The following is a 20667-nucleotide window of genomic DNA, read 5'->3' on the forward strand; positions in this document are numbered from 1 at the left end:
GGCGGCGGCTAACCTTACGTGTCCGCCCTGGCCACAGTTGCCGGCGCAGGGGCGGACAATCACCGCACCCACGTCATGCGAAAGGCCTCGCCCATGGGTATCCGGAGTTTGCTGCGCAAGGTGTTCGGTCGCGACCGTGAGAGCAACGGGTCGGCGGCAACCTCCGTTCCGCCCCAGACCGAACGCTCAGAACCGGCCACGCCTACCGTGCCGTCGCAGTCGACCGCACCGTCGACGGCGGAGGACCGGACGGAGGACCGGGCCGCGGACCTGGTCTCCGCCGCGTTCGACAACCCGACCCCGCGCTTGCGCCCGGCATCGGTCCCGTCACAGTCGACGGCATCACCGAAGCCGGCCGAGGCGGAGACCGCTGAGGCGGAGGCTGCCGAGGCCGTCGAGCCGCAGGCCGTTGACGCGGTGGCCGCCGAGCCAGAGGCCGACAAGGCCGAGACCGAGGCCGCCGAGCCGCAGGCCGTTGAGACCGCTGAGGCCGACACCGCCGAGGGCGACAAGGCCATCGAGCCGGTGGCCGCTGAGGCGGAGGCCGCCGAGCCAGAGGCCGACAAGGCCGAGACCGAGGCCGCCGAGCCGCAGGCCGTTGCCGAGGCCGATATCGCTGAGGCCGAGGCCCAGGTCGTTGCCGACGAGCCGCAGGCCGTTGAGACCGCTGAGGCCGACACCGTTGAGGGCGACAAGGCCATCGAGCCGGTGGCCGCTGACGCGGTGGCCGCCGAGCCGGAGGCCGACAAGGCCGAGACCGCGGCCGCCGAGCCGGAGGCCGTTGCCGAGACCGGCATCGCTGAGGCCGAGGCCGACAAGGCCGACGAGGAGAAGGCCGGGGCCGGTACAGCCGAGGTTTCTGCCGACGCCGACGAGGCAGAAGCTGCTGTCGAGCCGGTTGAGGCGACTGCTGACGAGGCCGGTACCGCCGAGGGCGTCGTGGAGACGCCCGAGGAGTCCTCGGCGACCGAGCCGGAGGCCGAGAGCCCGGCGACCGCCGAGGTCGTCGCGAGCGAGCCGCTCGAGGCGGAGGCGACCACGCAGGACCAAGCGCCTGCCGAGGCCGTCCAGGCCGAGGAAACCGGCACCGCGGAGACGACCGCGCAGGACGAAGCCGCTGTGGCCGAGCCCGTCGCAGCCGTTGTCGCCGAGGCGGACTCGGACACGGCCGCGCAGCCGGAGCCGGAGGTCACCGCCTCCGAGCCCGTCGCCGGCGAAGTCACCCCTGTGACGGAGCCCGCGGATGCCACGGACGCCGCGGGCGACGCGACCGAGACCCGGCCGGCCACCGCTGACGTCGTCGCCGACGAGGCCGAGCCCGAGGCGGACACGGCCTCCGAGCCGGAGGACCGGCCCGTCGCGGCGGCCGACGACGCCGAGCTCGTCCCGGCCGCGGCCGCCCCCGCCGCACAGCCGGAGTCCGGCACCCCCGCCACGGACGACGCCGCCGAGGGGAAGCCCGCGCTCCCCGCCGCGAACGTCAAGGACCGGGCGCCCCGGCTCGTCGGTGCCTTCACGGCCGCCGGGACCGCCCTCGAGAAGCAGGGCCTCAGCGGGGTCCGGGCCCGTGTGTACCTCGTACTGGACCGGTCCGGGTCCATGCGGCCGTTCTTCAAGGACGGCAGCGCCCAGCACCTCGGTGAGCAGGCTCTCGCGCTCGCCGCGCACCTCGGTGAGGACGCCCGTGTCGACGTCGTCTTCTTCTCGACCGAGATCGACGGCACCGGCGAGCTGACCCTGGACGCCTTCGACGGCCGTATCGACGAGCTGCACGCCGGTCTCGGCCGCATGGGGCGGACCAACTACCACCTCGCCGTCGAGGAGGTGCTGGCCCTGCACGCCAAGGCGGACACTGACGCCCCCGCGTTCGTGATCTTCCAGACCGACGGCGCGCCCGAGTCCAAGACCGCGGCCACCGCCGCGCTCGCCGGGGCCGCGGACAAGCCCGTCTTCTGGCAGTTCGTGGCGTTCGGCGAGCACGACGCCAAGGCCTTCGACTACCTGCGCAAGCTCCAGGCCGGCAACGCCGCGTTCTTCCACGCCGGCCCCGCGCCCCGCGAGCTCCCGGACGCCGAGCTGTTCGAGGGTCTCCTGGCGGCCTGGCGGCGTTAGATCACCGGCAGTACAACGGTGACGGTCAAGCCGCCCTCCGGGCCCGGCTCGGCCGTCACCGTCCCGCCGTGGGCCTGCGCGACCGACCGGACGATCGACAGGCCGAGCCCTGCCCCGCGCCCCGTCCGGTCCCGGCCCTCCCCCCGCCGGAAGGGTTCGAACAGGCCGGGGATGTCCGCCGCGTCGACGACCGGCCCCGTGTTGCGGATCGTCAGGACCCCGCTCGCCACGGCCACGTCCACCGTCCCGCCCGGCACGTTGTAGGCGAGCGCGTTCGCCAGCAGGTTCCCCGTCAGCTGGGCGAGCAGCACCCGGTCGCCGCGTACGACACCGGCCGACGACACCGAGACATCCACGTCCCGCCGGGCGCATTCCTCGGCCACGACCTCACCCAGGTCGACGTCCTCCCGCTCCGCCGGCCCCCGTTCGCCGCGCGCCAGCATCAGCAGCCCGTCGATGAGCCGCTCACTGCGCCGGTTGCTGTCCAGCAGCACCTGCCTGACCGCGACGAGCTCCTCGGCCGAAGCCGCCTCGTCCAGCCCCACCTGGATCGCCGTGCGCTGCGTCGCCAGCGGCGTGCGCAGCTCGTGCGACGCGTTCGCGATGAAGCGGCGCTGGCTGTCGAAGGCCGCCTCCAGCCGCGCGAGCAGCGCGTCGAACGTGTCCCCCAGCTGCTTCAGCTCGTCGTCGGGGCCGCTCGCCGCGATCCTCCCCCAGACTCCGTCCTGAGGGAGGCCGGTCAGATCCCCCTCCGAAAGCCGCCGCGCCTGTGCCGTCATCGTGTGCACCGGCCGCAGCACGCGTCCTGCCGTCCACCACCCGACCACGACCGCGCACAGGGCCGTACCGAGCAGCGCGAACGCCGACCAGATCAGCATCTGCTGTCCCGCCACGTCCTGGACGTCGTCGGTCAGCTGCACGAGGGTGGCTCCGCGCACGTCGGCGACGGCCGGGACGGCCCGCGCCCTGATCTCCGCGACCCCGGCCTCGGTACCGGCTCTGGAGAGCAGGTTCACGATGCCGAGCAGACATGTTCCGAGGACCAGGAACACCCCGCCGTAGACAAGGGCGATCCGGGTCCGGATCGTCGAGCCCGGGCCGATCACAGCCCGTACCCCACACCTTGCACGGTCCGGATCAGCGCAGGCGCCCCGAGCTTGGCCCGCAGCTTGCTCATACAGACCCGGACCGCGCCGGTGAACGGGTCCGCGTGCGCGTCCCAGGCGCGTTCCAGCAGTTCCTCCGCCGAGACGGTGGCCCCGTCCGCCTCCAGCAGGATCTGCAGCACGGCGAACTCCTTCGGCGACAGGTCCAGCTCCCGGCCGTCCCGCTCGGCCGACCTGCGTACGGTGTCGAGCCGCACCCCGTGCCGTTCCAGCAGCGGAGGTACGGGCCGGGCGCTGCGCCGCCGCAGCGCCCGCACCCGCGAGACCAGCTCGGGGAAGTCGAACGGCTTGCCCAGGTAGTCGTCGGCGCCCAGGTCGAGCCCCGCCACCCGGTCTTCCATGGCGGATGCGGCCGTGAGCATCAGGATCCGGGTGCGGCAGCCTTGCGCGACGAGGCGCCGCGCCACCTCGTCACCGTGGACGCGCGGCAGATCGCGGTCGAGGACGACGACGTCGTAGTCGTACAGCCCCAGATACGCGAGGGCCGCGTCCCCGCCGTAGACCGTGTCGACGGCGAATCCGGCCCGCCGCAGCCCGGTGGCGACCAGCTCGGCCAGGACCTCCTCGTCCTCGGCGACCAGTACCCGCATCCCGTCGTCCCCTCCCTCGCCCGCACCCCGCCCTGCTCCCTCCCAGGATGCGTGTTTCTACCCGAGGGGATGTTTCGCGGACGTCTCCACCGTCCGCGCGTCCGCCCTTCCGCCCGCCCGCGATTTATGCGTGTGAGTAGATCTTCCGAGGGCCGATAGGATTTCGACCATGGCGGCCACTGGATCCGAGAAGCAGGGGGCGAAGGCGTACTACGTCTCGACCCCCATTTACTACGTCAACGACGCTCCTCACCTGGGCCACGCCTACACGACCGTCGCAGGCGACGTGCTCACACGCTGGCACCGTCAGCGTGGCGAGAAGGTGTGGTACCTCACCGGCACGGACGAGCACGGTCAGAAGATCATGCGCACTGCCGAGGCGAACAGCGTCACGCCCCAGGAGTGGTGCGACAAGCTCGTGGAGGAGGCATGGAAGCCCCTCTGGGAGCACCTGAACATCGCGAACGACGACTTCATCCGTACGACGGAGAAGCGGCACACCGACCGTGTGCAGGAGTTCGTGCAGGACCTGTACGACAAGGGCGAGATCTACAAGGGCGGGTACGAAGGCCCGTACTGCGTGGGCTGTGAGGAGTACAAGCTCCCCGGCGACCTCATCGAGGCCGAGGACGGCACCAAGCTGTGCCCGATCCACAAGAAGCCGGTGGAGATCCTCAAGGAGGAGAACTACTTCTTCAAGCTGAGCGAGTACGGCCCGAAGCTGCTGGAGTTCTACCAGGCCAACCCCGGCTTCATCCAGCCCGAGTCGGCCCGCAACGAGGTACTGAACTTCGTCAAGCAGGGGCTGCAGGACCTGTCGATCTCGCGCTCGACCTTCGACTGGGGCGTCCCGGTCCCGTGGGACCCCAAGCACGTCATCTACGTGTGGATCGACGCCCTCCTGAACTACGCGACGGCCGTCGGCTACAACGAGAACCCGGAGAAGTTCCAGGAGACGTTCCCGGCGAACGTGCACCTGATCGGCAAGGACATCCTGCGCTTCCACGCGATCATCTGGCCCGCGATGCTGATGGCGAACGACCTGCCGGTGCCCGGCAGGGTCGCGTGCAACGGCTGGCTGATGGTCGGCGGCGAGAAGATGTCGAAGTCGAACCTGACCGGCATCAAGCCGCAGGACCTGACCTCGCACTTCGGTGTGGACGCCTACCGCTGGTACTTCCTGCGCGCGATCGCGTTCGGCCAGGACGGTTCGTTCTCCTGGGAGGACTTCACCGCCCGGTACACCTCCGAGCTGGCCAACGACTACGGCAACCTCGCCTCACGTGTCGCGGCGATGGTCGGCAAGTACTTCGACGGTGCGCTGCCGGCCTCCGCGGCCGACGGCGAGGCCGAGAAGGCGGTCCACGAGGGACTGGCCAAGGCGGTCGCCGAAGCCGACCGGAAGATCGGCGAGGAGCTGGACTTCCAGGGCGGCATCCTGGCGGTCTTCGAGTACGTGAAGCAGGTCAACGGCTACATCACGGAGCAGGAGCCGTGGAAGGTCGCCAAGGACGATTCCGCCGAGGGCCAGGCCCGTCTCGCGACGATCCTGTACACCGCCGCGGAGTCGCTGCGGGCCGTCGCGGTCCTGCTGAACGCGATCATGCCGGAGACCTCCCAGAAGCTCTGGGACTCCCTGGGAGCCGAGGCCTCGCTGGGCGCGCTCGTGGACCAGAGGGTCCAGGAGGCGGGCGAGTGGGGCAGGCTCCCGGCCGGCACGACGGTGACGAAGGGCGCGGTGCTGTTCCCGCGTCTGGAGGAGCCGAAGAAGGAGCAGTGACCACTGCGCCCGTACGCAGCTGAGAGGGCCCGGGACCACACGGTCGCGGGCCCTCGCGCTCTCGCGGGGCAACTCTCCAAGGAAACCGCGTGAAGTTCACCTCACAGACCGACGCCGACATGGAGATCTTTCTCGGTGCGGTGGCCCGGCACCTCGGGAGGATCGGCGCCTCGGCAGTGATCGACCTGTACGCCGACTTCGAGATCAGCGACCCGGAGGCGAACCGTCTCTTCGCCGGGATGCGGCAGGCCGCGCGGACCGACCACGATGCGGCGGGAGGCGGCCGGCGCCGCGGTGACCCGTGGATGGCCGTACCACTCGATCTGACCACCGGCTCCGGCGTCGCCTGCTTCGCCCTCCTCGCCCACCGGACCATCGGCTGCGAGGCCGTGCTCGGCGGGAAACTCGTCATCACGACCGTCGAGAACGAGCGCATCGCCTGGGTGGATCTCCCGGAACCGGACCTCGAGGATCTCGTGTCGGGGGCCCGCCGGCTCGGCGCCACCACGCTGTCCCGCCTCGTCTGAGTCAGGCCCGGTCGGGCTCAGCGGCCCAGCGCCGCGCTGTCCCCCATCACCACCACGGGCTCCAGCGCCGGGTCCAGTCTGCGCAGCAGTTCCTTCATCCGGTCGCGCGGCAGCGAGATGCAGCCTTGTGTGGGGCCGCCGTGGTCCACATGGATCCAGATTCCGCCGCCCTTGCCCGCCCCGAGCGGCCGGGTCCGGTCCAGCGGGGTGGTTCCCGGTCTGCGGTTGTAGTTGACGGCCACGACATGGTCGAAGGAGCCCGCGAGCGACTCGCCCTCGAAGCCCGTGCCGGAGAGCTTGAACCCGGGCCCGCGGTCGTACGGGAGCCGGGTGCCCGGGTCGGGCAGCCGGCCGCCCGCGTCGGTGAGACCGAACACCCCGACCGGCGAGCGCAGATCGCCCTCCCGGTGGTCGTCGGTCCAGCCGCGCAGCGCGTTGCGCGCGGGCCAGGGAGCGGACACGGGCTCCCAGCCGCGCCGGGGGTCGCGTTCGTAGAGCACGGCGGTGGCCCGGTTGGCGTCGGCCGTATCACCTCGGACCACCAGGGCCTGGCGCGTGCCGGCGGGGATCTCGGAGCGGGTCCCGGCGCCGACGGCGGGGATCTCCTTCGCCCGCGCGAGCTGCGGCTCGGGCAGGGGCGCATCGGTGCGGGTCTTGGCATCGCCATGCGTGGTCGTGCCCGGCGCCGCCGGTGTCCGGTCCTGAGGTTCCGGCCCCGCACAGCCGGCGAGGAACGCCCCGGCACACAGCAGTGCGGCGGCCGGGACGGTCCTGCTGCGGAGAAACATCGGGAAGGCGGCCTTTCCGTCCCGGAGCCGCGGGGACTCGTCTGCTGCTTCGGTGTACGCGGGGGACGGCGTCCGCGGCGGCCCCGTTCGCTCGAGCACGCGCCGGGCGCCGGCGACCGGCGGGCCCGGCATCCTTGGCGGTGCCGCGGCGGGTGAGGACGGCCGCGTCCCGCTCCCGGGGGCCGCCGATCAGGCCCTCGTCCCCTCTCCCGCCTCGGATGCCCGGTGTACGCGGGGCCGTGCCCGGTCCGGTACCACCGGTGCGGGGTCTGTCTCCTGCCGGCATCCCCAGCGTCTCCCAGGACGCCGGGAGCCGCAGAAGAAGGACCCCGCAACCGGCCCGCGCCTGTGACTTCCCGGGAACGCCGAGGGCCCCCGACCTTCCGGTCCGGGGGCCCTCGGCGTTCACTGCTACTTGTCCGCGACCGGCTTGCGCAGCGCGATGTTCAGCTCGCGCAGCCGCGCCTCCTCCAGCTCGGTCGGCGCGCCCATCATCAGGTCCTGCGCGTTGCCGTTGAGCGGGAAGGCGATCGTCTCGCGGATGTTCGGCTCGTCGGCCAGCAGCATCACGATACGGTCCACGCCCGGGGCGATGCCGCCGTGCGGCGGGGCGCCGAACTGGAACGCGCGCAGCATGCCCGCGAACTCGCGCTCGACGGTCTCCTTGGTGTAGCCCGCGATCTCGAACGCCTTGAACATGATCTCGGGCTCGTGGTTCCGGATGGCACCGGAGGACAGCTCGACGCCGTTGCAGACGATGTCGTACTGCCAGCCCAGGATGTCCAGCGGGTCCTGGGTCTGCAGGGCCTCCAGGCCGCCCTGCGGCATCGAGAACGGGTTGTGCGAGAAGTCGATCTTCCCGCTCTCCTCGTCCTTCTCGTACATCGGGAAGTCGACGATCCAGCAGAACCGGAAGACGTTCTCCTCGAAGTGACCGGCGCGCTTGGCGGCCTCGACCCGGACGGCGCCCATGATCTTGGAGACTTCGTCGAAGTCGCCGGCGCCGAAGAAGATCGCGTGGCCGGGCGCGAGCGAGAGACGCTCGGTGAGGACCTTGACGTTCTCCTCGGTGAGGAACTTGGCGATCGGGCCGGTCAGCGAACCGTCCTCGCCGACGCGCACCCAGGCAAGGCCCTTCGCGCCGTGCTCGACGGCGAAGTCGCCGAGGCCGTCGAAGAACTTCCGCGGCTGCGAGGCGGTGTCCGGCACCGGCAGCGCGCGCACGTGCTTGCCCGCGAAGGCCTTGAACTCCGAGCCCTCGAAGACGTCCGTGATGTCGACGAGCTCCAGCTGGGCGCGCAGGTCCGGCTTGTCGTTTCCGTACTTGAGCATCGACTCGCGGAAGGGGATGCGCGGGAACGGCGAGGTGACGTGCCGGCCGTTGCCGAACTCCTCGAAGAGGTCGGTCATCAGCTTCTCGATCGGCTGGAAGACGTCCTCCTGCTCGACGAAGCTCATCTCGACGTCGAGCTGGTAGAACTCGCCCGGCGAACGGTCGGCGCGGGCGTCCTCGTCGCGGAAGCAGGGCGCGATCTGGAAGTAGCGGTCGAAGCCCGAGATCATCAGCAGCTGCTTGAACTGCTGCGGGGCCTGCGGCAGCGCGTAGAACTTGCCGGGGTTCAGCCGGGAGGGCACCACGAAGTCGCGCGCGCCCTCGGGGGACGTCGCGGTCAGGATCGGGGTCGCCAGTTCGTTGAAGCCGAGGGACGTCATCTCTTCGCGGATGAAGCGGATGATCGCCGTGCGCAGCATGATGTTGCGGTGCATGCGCTCGCGGCGCAGGTCGAGGAAGCGGTACTCGAGGCGGCGCTCCTCACCCACACCGTCGTCGGTGTTGATCTGGAACGGCAGCTGCTGCGACGCGCCCAGCACCTCGACCGCCGCGACCTCGACCTCGACCTCGCCGGTGGGCAGGTCGGGGTTGATGTTCTCGGCGCCGCGCGAGACGACCTGGCCGTCGATGCGGACGACCGACTCCTTGTTCAGCTTGTCGAGTGCCTCGTAGGCGGCGGTGCCGGGGCGGGCGACGAGCTGCGTGATGCCGTAGTGGTCACGCAGATCGATGAAGAGGATGCCGCCCAGGTCTCGGCGATTGTGCAGCCAGCCGCTCAGCCGGACGTCGGCGGAGACGTCAGAGGCGCGGAGCTCGCCGCAGGTGTGGGACCTGTACCGATGCATCGTCGTTCATCCAGTCTTGGGGATTCGGGAGTGGCCGGGCCCGTCAAGGTTACCGCCCGGCTCCCGTCCGCTTCTTTGCCATATACACGCCACCATTCCGGCAGGTCAAAACAAAGAAGATCGGAATAAAGTGAGGCAATGCGCACCGAGGACGTTCTGGCCGCGATCGCGACCGGCATGTGGCGCTGGGACAACGAGTCCGGGACGGTCACCCTCGACGCCGAGGCCGCTCGGCTGCTCGAGCTGCCCGACGAGCCCGCCACGTACCCGACGTCCGCCGTGCGCTCGCGGTTCCACCCCCTCGACTGGAGCGAGATCAACGGCGTCATCACGCTCGCACTCGCCGAAGGCACCCTCGCGGAGGCCCGGCTTCGGGTCGTGGACGAGGGCGGCCGCGTGCTGCGCACCGTCCGCAGCCGCTGCAAACCCGTCCTCGACGGTGAGACCCTCTCGCTGTTCGGCACCTTCCAGGAGATCAGCGAACCGCAACCCAGCGCGGGCGCGGCCCAGGCACCCGTCACCGGCGACTGGCGGCGTTCCCGCGAGGCATTCCTGCTGGACGCCGGGCGGGCGCTCGCCGAGGCCCGCTCCACCTCCGAGGTGCTGCGCGTGGCCGCGTCCCTGTCCATGCCCGGGTTCTCCCCGGACGGCCTCGCCGTCTTCGGCGTGGCCGGCGAACGGCTGACGATCATCGGCCACCACGGGCACAACGTGGGAGACGATTCCCCCTTCTCCCAGATGACGCTGGACACCGAGTACCCGGCCGTCGACGTGGTCCGTACCGGCCAGGCGATCTATCTGCCCACGCCGGACGAGTACCGCCGCCGCTACCCCGTCGCCTGGCCGCTCGCCCAGCGCTTCGGCCGCCAGTCCTGGGCCTTTCTGCCGCTGATCGTCGCCGGGCGCACCATCGGCGCCTGGATGGCGGCCTTCCGGCACCCCGTCGCCTTCTCCGCCGACGAGCGCTCCGTGCTCACCACCGTCGCCAGGATGCTCGCCCAGGCCCTGGCCCGCGCGGGTGTCGCCGAGTCCGAACGGGAGCTCTCGCTCGGCCTGCAGCGCGCCATGATGCCGACGACCGGCCCGGAGATCGCCGGCATGGCGCTGGCCGCACGGTATGTACCGACCGGCGGCGGGCTCCAGGTCGGGGGCGACTGGTACGACGTGATCCCGCTGCCGTCCGGGCACTTCGCCCTGGTCATCGGCGATGTCCAGGGCCACGACGTACGCGCCGCCGGGCTCATGGGCCAGCTGCGCGTCGCGCTGCGCGCCTACGCGTCCGAAGGCCACCGGCCCGACGCCGTTCTCTCCCGCGCCTCCCGCTTCCTGCACGGCATCACGGACGCCCACGCAACCGACGACCGGACCGGCTCCCGTTTCGCGACCTGTCTGTACCTGGAGGTCGACCCGGTCACCGGCCTCGTCGAGACGGCCCGCGCCGGCCACCCCGAACCGGCCGTCATCACCGCCGACGGCACCGTCCTGATACGCCCCACCGAGGGTGGACTGCCGCTCGGCATCGACCGGGACACCGACTATCCGACGACCCGGCTGGTGCTCGAGCCCGGCGAGACGCTGATGGTCTGTACGGACGGTCTTCTCGAAACCGGCGGGCACGACCTCGACACCGGCTGGGCAAGGGTCCGCGATGTCCTCCACCAGAACGCCGGCCGTCCCCTGGAGGAGCTCGCCGACACCCTCGTCCAGGCCGTGCACGGGCCGACCTCGCACCACACGACCGGGCCGCTGGCGGACCGGCGCGAGGACGACATCGCGCTGCTGCTGCTCACCCGGCATGGCACGCCGTCGCCGAGGGCCCCGCGGCGCACCGCGATGAGCGTCGCCCAGGCCCAGCCGGAACGGATCTCCGGCGTCCGCCGGCAGCTGCGGGAGCTGCTGCACGACTGGTCGGACGAGGAGCAGATCGACGCCGCGGTGCTGATGGTCTCCGAGATGCTCACCAATGTGCTCGTCCACACCGACGGCAATGCCCTGCTGGTCGCAGAGGTGACCTCATCGGATCACACGCGGCGGCTGCGCGTGGAGGTCGCCGACGCGAGCGACGATCTGCCGCACCGGCGGCGGCCCGGCGAGATGGCTTCGTCGGGGCGCGGGCTGCTGCTGATGGAGATGCTCGCGGACGCGTGGGGCGTGGATCCGCGGGGCGAGGGCAAGTCGATCTGGTTCGAGCTCTACGAGCCCTTCACGCCGGAGGGGACGGAGCCGGACGGGCCCGCGTCCCCGGAGCCGTAGCGGGCCCGCAGCTCACCCAGCACACCGAACGCGGCCGCCGTGACCGGCACCGCCAGCAGCATCCCGAGAATCCCGGCCACCGATGCTCCCGCGGTGATCGCCAGCATCACTACTGCAGGGTGCATCTGGACCGTACGGCTCTGGATCATCGGCTGCAGCACGTGTCCCTCCAGCACCTGCACGGCCAGCACCACCCCCAGCGCCCACAGCGCGATCACCCAGCCGCGCTCGGCGAGGGCGACCAGGATCGCGACCGCGCCGGACAGGAACGCACCGAGATACGGGATGTAGGCGCCGACGAAGACCAGAGCCCCGAGCCCCACCGCACCGGGCACCCGCAGGATCAGCAGCCCGACGGTGATGCACACGGCGTCGATGAGGGCGATGAACGTCGTCCCGCGCATGAAACCCTCGACCGCTTCGAAGGCCCGGCGCCCCATGGCCTCCAGGGCGTCCCCGGTGCTGCGCGGGGCGAGCGAGCGCAGCGCGCCGGAGACCCGGTGCGAGTCCCGCAGGAAGAAGAAGATCAGCAGCAGCGCCAGGACGGCGGAGGCGATCATCTGCCCCACCACGCTCAGCCCGGTGAGCACGCCGCTGGCGGCGGTGGCGCCGAACTTCTCCAGCAGGTTCTTCGAGTTGGCGGCGAGATCGTCCAGCGAGCTTCCGGCGGCGCCGAAGTGTTCACCGATCCCCTTGGCAGCCTGCCGCAGCGCGGTGACGATCTCGTCGCCGCTCTCGATCAGCGCGGCGACGACGATGTACGTCGCCCCGCCGACGACCGCGAGCACCGCGACACAGGTCAGCCCCGCGGCCAGGGAGCGATTGACCTTCATCCTCACCAGCCGCCGGTACAACGGCCCGAGCAGCGCGGTCCCGAGAATCGCGAGCAGCACGGGTGTCACGACCGACTCGAACCTGACGACCAGCCAGACCCCGACCGTGATCACCCCGGCTACGAGCAGCGCGAGGGCGCACCATGCGCCCACGCGCCGCGCGGGCTCGGGCAGGAGGGGCTTGGAGGACTCCACGCCCCTACGTGACCACGCCGTACCCGCCGTGTCCCGCCCAGGGCCGCACTCGGGTGACGGTCCGTCAGAAGCGGGGGCGGTACGCCCTCAGGCCCGGGAGACCGGGACGGTCCCGAGCCGTCCCGCCTGGAAGTCCTCGAAGGCCTGCTTCAGCTCGGCGTGGCTGTTCATCACGAACGGGCCGTAGTGGGCCATCGGCTCCCGGATCGGCAGTCCACCCAGCAGGACGACCTCCAGATCACCGGTGTGCGAACCGTTCTGGGCGCTGTCCGCCCACACCGTCAGCGCGCCGCCGCCGCCGAACACCGCGGTCTGACCCATGTGGACGGGCCGCCGCTCGTCGCCGACCGCGCCGCGGCCGGCGAGCACGTACGCCAGACCGTTGAAGTCCTCACGCCAGGGCAGGGAGATCTGCGCCCCCGGACGCAGCGTCGCGTGGATCATCGTGATCGGGGTGTGGGTGATGCCGGGGCCCTGGTGCCCGTCGAGCTCACCGGCGATGACGCGCAGCAGCGCACCGCCGTCCGGCGAGGTCAGCAGCTGGACCTGGCCGCCGCGGATGTCCTGGTACCGGGGGTCCATCATCTTGTCGCTCGCGGGCAGGTTCACCCACAGCTGGAGTCCGTGGAAGAGCCCGCCCGAGACGACGAGCTCCTCCGGCGGCGCCTCGATGTGCAGCAGACCGCTTCCTGCGGTCATCCACTGGGTGTCGCCGTTCTGGATGGTTCCGCCGCCGCCGTTGCTGTCCTGATGAACGAACGTTCCGTCGATCAGGTACGTGACGGTCTCGAAGCCACGGTGCGGGTGCCAGGGCGTCCCTTTCGGCTCACCCGGCGCGTAGTCCACCTCGCCCATCTGGTCCATCATGATGAACGGGTCGAGGTACTGGTAGTTGATCCCCGCGAACGCGCGCCGCACGGGGAATCCCTCCCCCTCGAATCCACTGGGCGCCGTGGTGACGGCAAGCACGGGCCGCTGGACCGCATCGGCGGGCGCGGCGACGCGCGGCAGGGTGAGCGGGTTCTCGACAGTCACTGCAGGCATGACGGGGCCTCCTTGTACGGCCAGTTTAGTTGAAAACTGAACTTCTGGCCACCGGAACGCAGAAACGCCCGGGAGGTATTCCTCCCGGGCGCACACCCCGCAGGCGGCGACGATCAGGCCGCCTGCGAGCAGTGATGCTCGACCGTCGGTGAAGCAACGGATCTAGCCGTACATCCGCCGCATCGCGAAGTCGACCATCTGCTCCACGGCCTTCGCGTCGAACACCATCCGGTGGTCACCCTCCATGTCGAGGACGAAGCCATACCCTGTCGGCAGGAGGTCGATCACCTCGGCGCCGGTGATCACGAAGTACTTGGACTCCTTGCCGGCGTACCGGCGTAGTTCCTTGAGCGTCGTGAACATCGGGATGACCGGCTGTTGTGTGTTGTGCAGCGCCAGGAATCCGGGATTGTCGCCACGCGGGCAGTAGACCTTCGAGGTGGCGAAGATCTGCTGGAAGTCCTCCGCGGACAGCGACCCGGTGGTGAAGGCCCGCACCGCGTCTGCCAGGGACGGCGGCGACGGCTCGGGATACAGCGGCTGCTCCCCGTAGGAGGGCTGCTGGGGCACGTACTGCTGCTGCGCGCCCGGGGTCTGGTCGTAGCCGTACATGTCCGCAAGGGTAACGAGCCCGGCAGCGAGCCGTGTCACAGATCCCCCTACAGGGGTTGCGTCTTATTACCGGCGGGTAGCATCATCAGAGCTACTTACTGGTACGTGGATGAGAAATCCGTTTCCGATCCTTACGGAGCCGTCGCCATGGGGCACTACAAGTCGAATCTCCGCGACATCGAGTTCAACCTCTTCGAGGTCCTCGGGCGCGACAAGCTGTACGGCACCGGCCCGTTCGGGGAGATGGACGTCGAGACCGCCAAGTCGATCCTCGAGGAGATAGCCCGCCTCGCCGAGAACGAGCTGGCCGAGTCCTTCGCGGACGCCGACCGCAACCCTCCGGTGTTCGACCCCGCCACCAACACGGCGCCCGTCCCGGAGAGCTTCAAGAAGAGCTACAAGGCCTTCATGGACTCCGAGTACTGGCGTCTGGGCCTGCCGGAGGAGATCGGCGGCACCACCTCGCCGCGCTCCCTCGTGTGGTCCTACGCGGAGCTGCTGCTCGGCTCGAACCCGGCCATCTGGATGTACTCCTCCGGCCCGGCGTTCGCCGGCATCCTCTTCACGGAGGGCAACGAGGCCCAGAAGAAGGTCGCCCAGATCGCGGTCGACAAGCGCTGGGGCTCCACCATGGTCCTCACCGAGCCGGACGCCGGCTCGGACGTCGGCGCCGGCCGCACCAAGGCCGTCCAGCAGGAGGACGGCTCCTGGCACATCGAGGGCGTGAAGCGCTTCATCACCTCCGGTGAGCACGACATGGAGGAGAACATCCTTCACTACGTGCTGGCCCGCCCCGAGGGCGCCGGTCCCGGCACCAAGGGCCTGTCGCTCTTCCTCGTCCCGAAGTTCCACTTCGACTGGGAGACCGGCGAGCTGGGCGAGCGCAACGGCGTGTACGCCACGAACGTCGAGCACAAGATGGGCCTCAAGGCCTCCAACACCTGCGAGATGACGTTCGGCGACCAGCACCCCGCCAAGGGGTGGCTGATCGGCGACAAGCACGACGGCATCCGCCAGATGTTCATGATCATCGAATTCGCCCGGATGATGGTCGGCACGAAGGCCATCGCCACCCTCTCCACCGGCTACCTGAACGCGCTGGAGTACGCCAAGGAGCGTGTCCAGGGCCAGGACCTGGTGAACTTCGCGGACAAGAGCGCGCCCAAGGTCACCATCACGCACCACCCGGACGTCCGCCGCTCCCTGATGACGCAGAAGGCGTACGCCGAGGGCATGCGCGCCCTGGTGCTCTACACCGCGTCCGTCCAGGACGAGATCGCCGTCAAGGAGGCCGCCGGCGAGGACGCCAAGTCCCTCGTCGCGCTGAACGACCTGCTGCTGCCGATCGTGAAGGGCTACGGCTCCGAGAAGTCGTACGAGCAGCTGGCCCAGTCGCTGCAGACCTTCGGCGGCTCCGGCTACCTGCAGGAGTACCCGGTCGAGCAGTACATCCGGGACGCGAAGATCGACACCCTCTACGAGGGCACCACCGCCATCCAGGGCCAGGACTACTTCTTCCGGAAGATCGTCCGTGACCAGGGCCAGGCGCTGAACACCCTCTCCGAGGAGATCAAGAAGTTCCTGGCGGTCGGCACCGGCGGCGAGGAGCTGGCCGGCGCCCGCGACGCGCTCGCCAAGGCGGCGGTCGACCTGGAGGCGATCGTCGGCACGATGACGAACGACCTCATCGCCACCGGCGACGACGTCAAGAACATCTACAAGGTCGGTCTCAACACCACCCGCCTGCTGATGGCCTCCGGTGACGTGGTCGTCGCCTACCTGCTGCTGCGCGGCGCGGCCGTGGCGGCGGAGAAGCTGGAGACCGCCTCCGCCAAGGACGTGCCGTTCTACCAGGGCAAGATCGCGGCCGCGAAGTTCTTCGCCGCCAACGTCCTGCCGGGCGTCTCCGTCGAGCGCGCGCTCGCCGAGACCGTCGACGCCTCCCTGATGGACCTGGACGAGGCTGCTTTCTAGCCACCCTTCCCGTCCGTGAAGCGGCCCGCTCTCCTCCGGAGGGCGGGCCGCCTCTATGATTCGGCCGGGCCGAAGGGGGCTACGACATGACTCAGCGAACCGCAATGGGGCGGTCGGCAGTGGCCAGGACCGCCGTCACCACCACGCTCGCGGCAGCGGTGCTGCTCACCGGCTGCGGCGGCCCGGACAGTGACAGTGACGGCCCGGCCACTGTGGGAGCCGCCGCCGGATCCGCCGAGCCCCTCACCGGGAAGCAGGCCCGCGCGGTGCTCCCCGACGCCGCCGCCATGCCCGGCCACGAGCCCCGTGTCGAACCGGCGATCGTCCCCATGGACGGCGACGCCGGCCAGGACATCTGCCCCAAGACGCACAGAAAAGGCTGCGACGGCGCCCGGTTCCGCGGTACGGCGGCCTTCACCGACCCCGCCACCGGGACCGAAGTCGACTTCTGGCTGATCGCGTACGACGACGAGAGATCCGCCGAGAACGGTTACGACATCCTCTGGGACTGGTTCGGCCGCGGCGTCGGGGTCCAGCCGGACAAGGTGAGCATCGGCGCCGTGGGCCAGGAACGCACGGCCCGGCGCGGTTCCCCCGACGGCCGCAGCGGCCCCGTGACCGTCGCGCAGATCAGGGTCGGCGCCACCCTCCTGTGGCTCAGCACCACGGCAGGCGACACTGCGAAGAGCACCACTGCAAACAACGACACCGCAAAGACCGGCTCCGCGATGAGCAGCACCGCCGCAGACACCCCCACGACCGTCACCGACGACCGCCTCAAGGCACTCGCCACACTGCTCGCCGAGCGCGCGCAGCAGGCGGAGCGAGGCCGGGCGCCCTCGGCACACTTCGCCGGCTGACCCCGAGCGGCCGGTGGCATCCCGTGGCAGGCCCAGGGGGAGGGCCGGCGCGCCGCCGACCACACCCGCCCCGGAACGACAATCAGGCTACGCACCCCCCTCGTTAAGGTGAACTCATGAGCAGCAGCGCACCGACCCGCTTCGACCGCGGCCACACCGACGACCTCATGTCCTTCCTGATGGCGGCCCCCACGCCGTACCACGCGGTGGCCGCCGCCGCCGAGCGGCTGGAGAAGGCAGGGTTCCGGCAGGTCCTGGAGACCGACGCATGGGACGGGACGACCGGCGGCAAGTACGTCACACGCGGCGGGGCGATCATCGCGTGGTACGTACCGGAGGGCGCGACCCCGCACACTCCCTTCCGGATCGCCGGTGCGCACACCGACTCCCCCAACCTGCGCGTGAAGCCGCTGCCGGACACCGGCTCGTACGGCTGGCGGCAGATCGCCGTCGAGATCTACGGCGGCACCCTGCTCAACACCTGGCTCGACCGTGACCTGGGCCTCGCCGGGCGGCTCACCCTGCGGGACGGCAGCCATCTGCTGATCGACATCGACCGCCCGCTGCTGCGCGTACCGCAGCTCGCCGTACACCTCGACCGCTCGGTCAACACCGACGGGCTGAAGCTGGACCGGCAGAAGCACATGCAGCCGATCTGGGGCCTCGGCGACGTGGAGGAGGGCGACCTCATCCGGTTCCTGGAGCAGGAATGCTCGCTCGCCGAAGGCGAGATCACCGGCTGGGACCTGATGCCGCACGCCATCGAGCCGCCCGCCTACCTCGGCCGCGACCGCGAGCTGCTGGCCGGACCCCGGATGGACAACCTGGTGTCCGTGCACGCCGCGACCGCGGCGCTCACGGCCGCCGCCGCCTCCGCCGGCCTCCCGTACATCCCCGTGCTCGCCGCCTTCGACCACGAGGAGAACGGCTCCCAGTCCGACACCGGAGCGGAGGGTCCGCTGCTCGGATCGGTTCTGGAACGCTCCGTGTTCGCCCGTGGCGGCAACCTCGAGGACCGGGCGCGCGCCTTCGCCGGCACGATCTGTCTGTCCTCCGACACCGGCCACGCCGTGCACCCCAACTACGGCGAGCGGCACGACCCCACGCACCACCCGCGCGCCAACGGCGGGCCCATCCTCAAGGTCAACGTCAACCAGCGCTACGCCACCGACGGCAGCGGCCGCGCCGTGTTCGCCGCGGCGTGCGAGCGGGCCGGGGTGCCGTGGCAGACGTTCGTCTCCAACAACGCGATGCCCTGCGGAACGACCATCGGCCCGATCACCGCGGCCCGGCACGGCATCCAGACCGTCGACATCGGTGTGGCGATCCTGTCGATGCACAGCGCACGCGAACTGTGCGGCGCGGACGACCCGTTCCTGCTGGCCAACGCGCTGACGGCGTTCCTCACGGCCTGAGATCCGCTGTCCCGCCACGCCCCTGCCGCACCGTGACGCCGGGACCGAACCCCCTTGTGTGCGACGGACGTTGCGAAACATCCGCGAAAGGCCCCACCGGGCACGGTGGGGCCCATGGCTCTGCTCGATCAACCCACGGTCACCACGCACCACCGCGGCCCGTCGCGCCGCACCCTTGCCCTGGTTCTCCTCACGGCGGGAACGCTGCTGCTCAGCGGCACCTGGTACCTCGTCCAGCAGTACAGCGAACGCCCGCCGTGGGCCGAGGACATCGCCTACGAGGCCGGCTTCGTCCAGGGCACCCGCATCCGGAAGACCGACCCGACCGGCGGGCAGGTCGAGGACCTGCTGGCCGGCGGGTGCGCGCGGATGGTGTCCAAGGGCCTGGGCGGCGTGAAGGCCACGTACGACCCCGCACTGTGGGTGACCGGCTGCCTGGACGGCGCCTCGGCCCGGCCGCCGGCACGCCAGGGCCTTTTCCACTGACCTCGGGCCGCTAGCCCTCGTCCATCCCGGCCAGAACGAGCGGCAGCCGCGAGGCGCCCTTGGCGGTCACCCGGACCGGAACACCCCAGTCCTGCTGGTGCACATGACAGGCCGGGTACTCTCCCCCAGAGCCTCCGGCCTGGGAGGTGCCCCCAGCGGGGTCGTCGCAGGACGCCGCCATCGCCGAGACATGCAGCACGCCCTCGCCGACGGCCGGGTCGATCTCCAGTTCACGGCTCAGATCGGTGCCCGCACCGTCGCCGCCGCGCAACAGCTCGGGCGGCGTCGAGGAGACCAGCAGCCGGGTGGAGGGGCCGTAGCGGGTGTCCAGCTTCTGCCCCGCGGGCGCCTGGAAGACCACATCGAGCCGGAGCGCGCCCGGGGCGACATCCGTCGCCGCCCGCTGGGTGCGGTGGGCGACGGCCTCGACACGCACCGCCTCCTCGGGCAGCCGCAGGCGGGTCAGCCGGTGCCGCGCCGACTCCACGACCACGATGTCGTCCCCGACCAGGACGGCCCCGCTGGGCTCCCGCAGGTCGGTGGCGAGCGTGGTCACCTCACCCGTCGACGGGTCGAAGCGGCGCAGCGCGTGGTTGTACGTGTCGCTGACGGCGACCGATCCGTCGGGCAGCGCGGTCACTCCCAACGGATGCTGGAGCAGGGCCTGGTGGGCCTCGCCGTCCCGGTGCCCGAAGTCGAACAACCCGGTCCCGACGGCCGTGTGCACCACGAGGTCACGGTCGATCCAGCGCACCGCCGAGGTCTCCGAGTCGGCGATCCACAGCCGCTCCCCGTCGGCCGCGAGCCCGGAAGGCTGCGCGAACCACGCCTCGGCGGCGGGCCCGTCGACCAGTCCCTCGTTCGTCGTCCCGGCCGCGACCTGCACGGTCCCGTCCTGCGGGTCGTACGTCCACAGCTGGTGCACCCCCGCCATGGCGATCCACAGCTTGCCGCCCCACCAGGCCACGTCCCACGGCGACGACAGCGCCACCTCCAGCGCGGGCCCGGACGTCGGCGATCCCTGCCACCACTGCTTCCCGGTCCCGGCCAGCAGCTCGATCGCGCCGGATTCCGGGTCGTACGCCCGGATCGCGTGGTTGACGGTGTCGGCGACGGCGACGCGCCCGTCGGGCAGGAGCGCGAGGCCCTGAGGCTCGTTGAACTCCCCGTCTCCGATCCGCCGCACCACGCTCTCCCCGTCGGCCGCGAGCTCCACGAGCTGATGCCGGGTCGAGTCGGAGACGAGGAAGTTCCCGGAGGGCAGCACGAGCGCCTTCCCGGGGAACCGAAGATCGGTGGCGACAGGCTCGGGCGCCACATACGGTCCGTCCCCGCGCCGCAGCGTCCCCTTGGCGGCGTGCTCGGCCTCGAGCTCCTCCACGAGTTTCTCGATGGCGTGCGCATGCCCTTCGCCCGCGTGCTGCGCGACGACGTACCCCTCGGGGTCGATCACGACGAGCGTGGGCCACGCCCGGACGGCGTACTGCTTCCAGGTGGCGAGCTCGGGGTCGTCGAGCACGGGATGGTGCACCTGGTAGCGCTCGACCGCGTCGACGACGGCCTGGTGGTCGGCCTCGTGCACGAACTTGGGCGAGTGGACCCCGATGATCACCACGGTGTCGCGATGCTTCTCCTCGAGCTCACGGAGCTCGTCCAGGACATGCAGACAATTCACACAGCAGAATGTCCAGAAATCGATGACAACGCACTTACCTCGCAGGTCGGTCAGGGTGAGCTCTTTGCCGCCGGTGTTGAGCCAACCGCCCTTGCCGATCAGCTCGGGGGCACGGACACGGGCACGGCGGGGGGCGGGCGCGGGGGTGGGCGCCGAGGCGGCATCGTTCATGCTTCAAG

At 70.7% G+C, this 20667-nt stretch carries 16 protein-coding genes; 8 read left to right on the forward strand and 8 right to left on the reverse strand.

The window, feature by feature from the left end; genetic code table 11:
• Positions 1–93 precede the first annotated feature (93 nt).
• Complete coding sequence (locus tag OHS70_RS17690) at positions 94–2112, forward strand: VWA domain-containing protein (protein ID WP_328398624.1); 2019 nt, start codon at positions 94–96, stop codon at positions 2110–2112.
• On the opposite strand, the gene OHS70_RS17695 is transcribed toward OHS70_RS17690, so the two are convergent.
• A complete protein-coding gene (locus OHS70_RS17695; RefSeq protein ID WP_328398626.1) occupies positions 2109–3218 on the reverse strand; it encodes a sensor histidine kinase in 1110 nt (369 codons plus the stop codon). The two genes, OHS70_RS17690 and OHS70_RS17695, sit on opposite strands and share 4 nt — an antisense overlap.
• On the reverse strand, positions 3215–3868 hold the full coding sequence (locus OHS70_RS17700) for a response regulator transcription factor (protein WP_328398628.1): 654 nt from the start codon (positions 3866–3868) through the stop codon (positions 3215–3217). The genes OHS70_RS17695 and OHS70_RS17700 overlap by 4 nt, the downstream gene beginning before the upstream one ends.
• Positions 3869–4037: 169 nt before the next feature.
• On the opposite strand from OHS70_RS17700, the gene metG reads away from it, so the two are divergent.
• Together metG and OHS70_RS17710 are read left to right on the forward strand one after the other, a co-directional pair.
• Positions 4038–5648, forward strand: a complete 1611-nt coding sequence (gene metG, locus OHS70_RS17705; protein WP_328398630.1) for a methionine--tRNA ligase — start codon at positions 4038–4040, stop codon at positions 5646–5648.
• 89 nt (positions 5649–5737) lie between these two features.
• Complete coding sequence (locus OHS70_RS17710) at positions 5738–6175, forward strand: hypothetical protein (RefSeq protein ID WP_328398632.1); 438 nt, start codon at positions 5738–5740, stop codon at positions 6173–6175.
• 17 nt (positions 6176–6192) lie between these two features.
• On the opposite strand, the gene OHS70_RS17715 is transcribed toward OHS70_RS17710, so the two are convergent.
• Together OHS70_RS17715 and aspS are read right to left on the reverse strand one after the other, a co-directional pair.
• Entirely contained in the window at positions 6193–6963 is a 771-nt protein-coding gene (locus OHS70_RS17715) for a L,D-transpeptidase family protein (RefSeq protein WP_328398634.1), read from the reverse strand.
• 411 nt (positions 6964–7374) lie between these two features.
• A complete protein-coding gene (gene aspS / locus OHS70_RS17720) occupies positions 7375–9141 on the reverse strand; it encodes an aspartate--tRNA ligase (protein WP_328398636.1) in 1767 nt (588 codons plus the stop codon).
• 138 nt (positions 9142–9279) lie between these two features.
• Here aspS and OHS70_RS17725 point away from each other — a divergent pair, with 138 nt between their 5' ends.
• Complete coding sequence (locus tag OHS70_RS17725; RefSeq protein ID WP_328398638.1) at positions 9280–11394, forward strand: ATP-binding SpoIIE family protein phosphatase; 2115 nt, start codon at positions 9280–9282, stop codon at positions 11392–11394.
• On the opposite strand, the gene OHS70_RS17730 is transcribed toward OHS70_RS17725, so the two are convergent.
• The 3 genes from OHS70_RS17730 to OHS70_RS17740 form a co-directional block, all read right to left on the reverse strand.
• The gene (locus tag OHS70_RS17730; protein ID WP_328398640.1) at positions 11334–12422 is read right to left on the reverse strand and encodes an AI-2E family transporter; all 1089 of its coding nucleotides are present in this window, start codon (positions 12420–12422) and stop codon (positions 11334–11336) included. The two genes, OHS70_RS17725 and OHS70_RS17730, sit on opposite strands and share 61 nt — an antisense overlap.
• Positions 12423–12509: 87 nt before the next feature.
• Positions 12510–13466 carry a pirin family protein gene (locus OHS70_RS17735; RefSeq protein ID WP_328398642.1) on the reverse strand — a complete coding sequence of 319 codons (957 nt, stop codon included), beginning with the start codon at positions 13464–13466 and terminating at the stop codon, positions 12510–12512.
• Positions 13467–13628: 162 nt separating this feature from the next.
• The gene (locus OHS70_RS17740) at positions 13629–14078 is read right to left on the reverse strand and encodes an SseB family protein (protein ID WP_328398644.1); all 450 of its coding nucleotides are present in this window, start codon (positions 14076–14078) and stop codon (positions 13629–13631) included.
• Positions 14079–14225: 147 nt separating this feature from the next.
• Between OHS70_RS17740 and OHS70_RS17745 the strand changes: the two genes are divergently transcribed.
• The 4 genes from OHS70_RS17745 to OHS70_RS17760 all read left to right on the forward strand — a co-directional run bounded on the left by OHS70_RS17745 (position 14226) and on the right by OHS70_RS17760 (position 18813).
• Positions 14226–16052 (forward strand): acyl-CoA dehydrogenase, encoded by a 1827-nt coding sequence (locus OHS70_RS17745; RefSeq protein WP_328405698.1) that lies wholly within the window; start codon positions 14226–14228, stop codon positions 16050–16052.
• 86 nt (positions 16053–16138) lie between these two features.
• The gene (locus OHS70_RS17750; protein WP_328398646.1) at positions 16139–16912 is read left to right on the forward strand and encodes a hypothetical protein; all 774 of its coding nucleotides are present in this window, start codon (positions 16139–16141) and stop codon (positions 16910–16912) included.
• 116 nt (positions 16913–17028) lie between these two features.
• Positions 17029–18327 (forward strand): M18 family aminopeptidase, encoded by a 1299-nt coding sequence (locus tag OHS70_RS17755; protein WP_328398648.1) that lies wholly within the window; start codon positions 17029–17031, stop codon positions 18325–18327.
• A 114-nt stretch (positions 18328–18441) separates the two neighbouring features.
• Complete coding sequence (locus OHS70_RS17760; protein ID WP_328398650.1) at positions 18442–18813, forward strand: hypothetical protein; 372 nt, start codon at positions 18442–18444, stop codon at positions 18811–18813.
• A gap of 10 nt (positions 18814–18823) precedes the next feature.
• Here the strand turns inward: OHS70_RS17760 and OHS70_RS17765 are convergent, their stop codons facing one another.
• A complete protein-coding gene (locus OHS70_RS17765; RefSeq protein WP_328398652.1) occupies positions 18824–20659 on the reverse strand; it encodes an NHL domain-containing thioredoxin family protein in 1836 nt (611 codons plus the stop codon).
• Positions 20660–20667 lie beyond the last annotated feature (8 nt).

Source organism: Streptomyces sp. NBC_00390 (assembly GCF_036057275.1).
GTDB lineage: Bacteria > Actinomycetota > Actinomycetes > Streptomycetales > Streptomycetaceae > Streptomyces.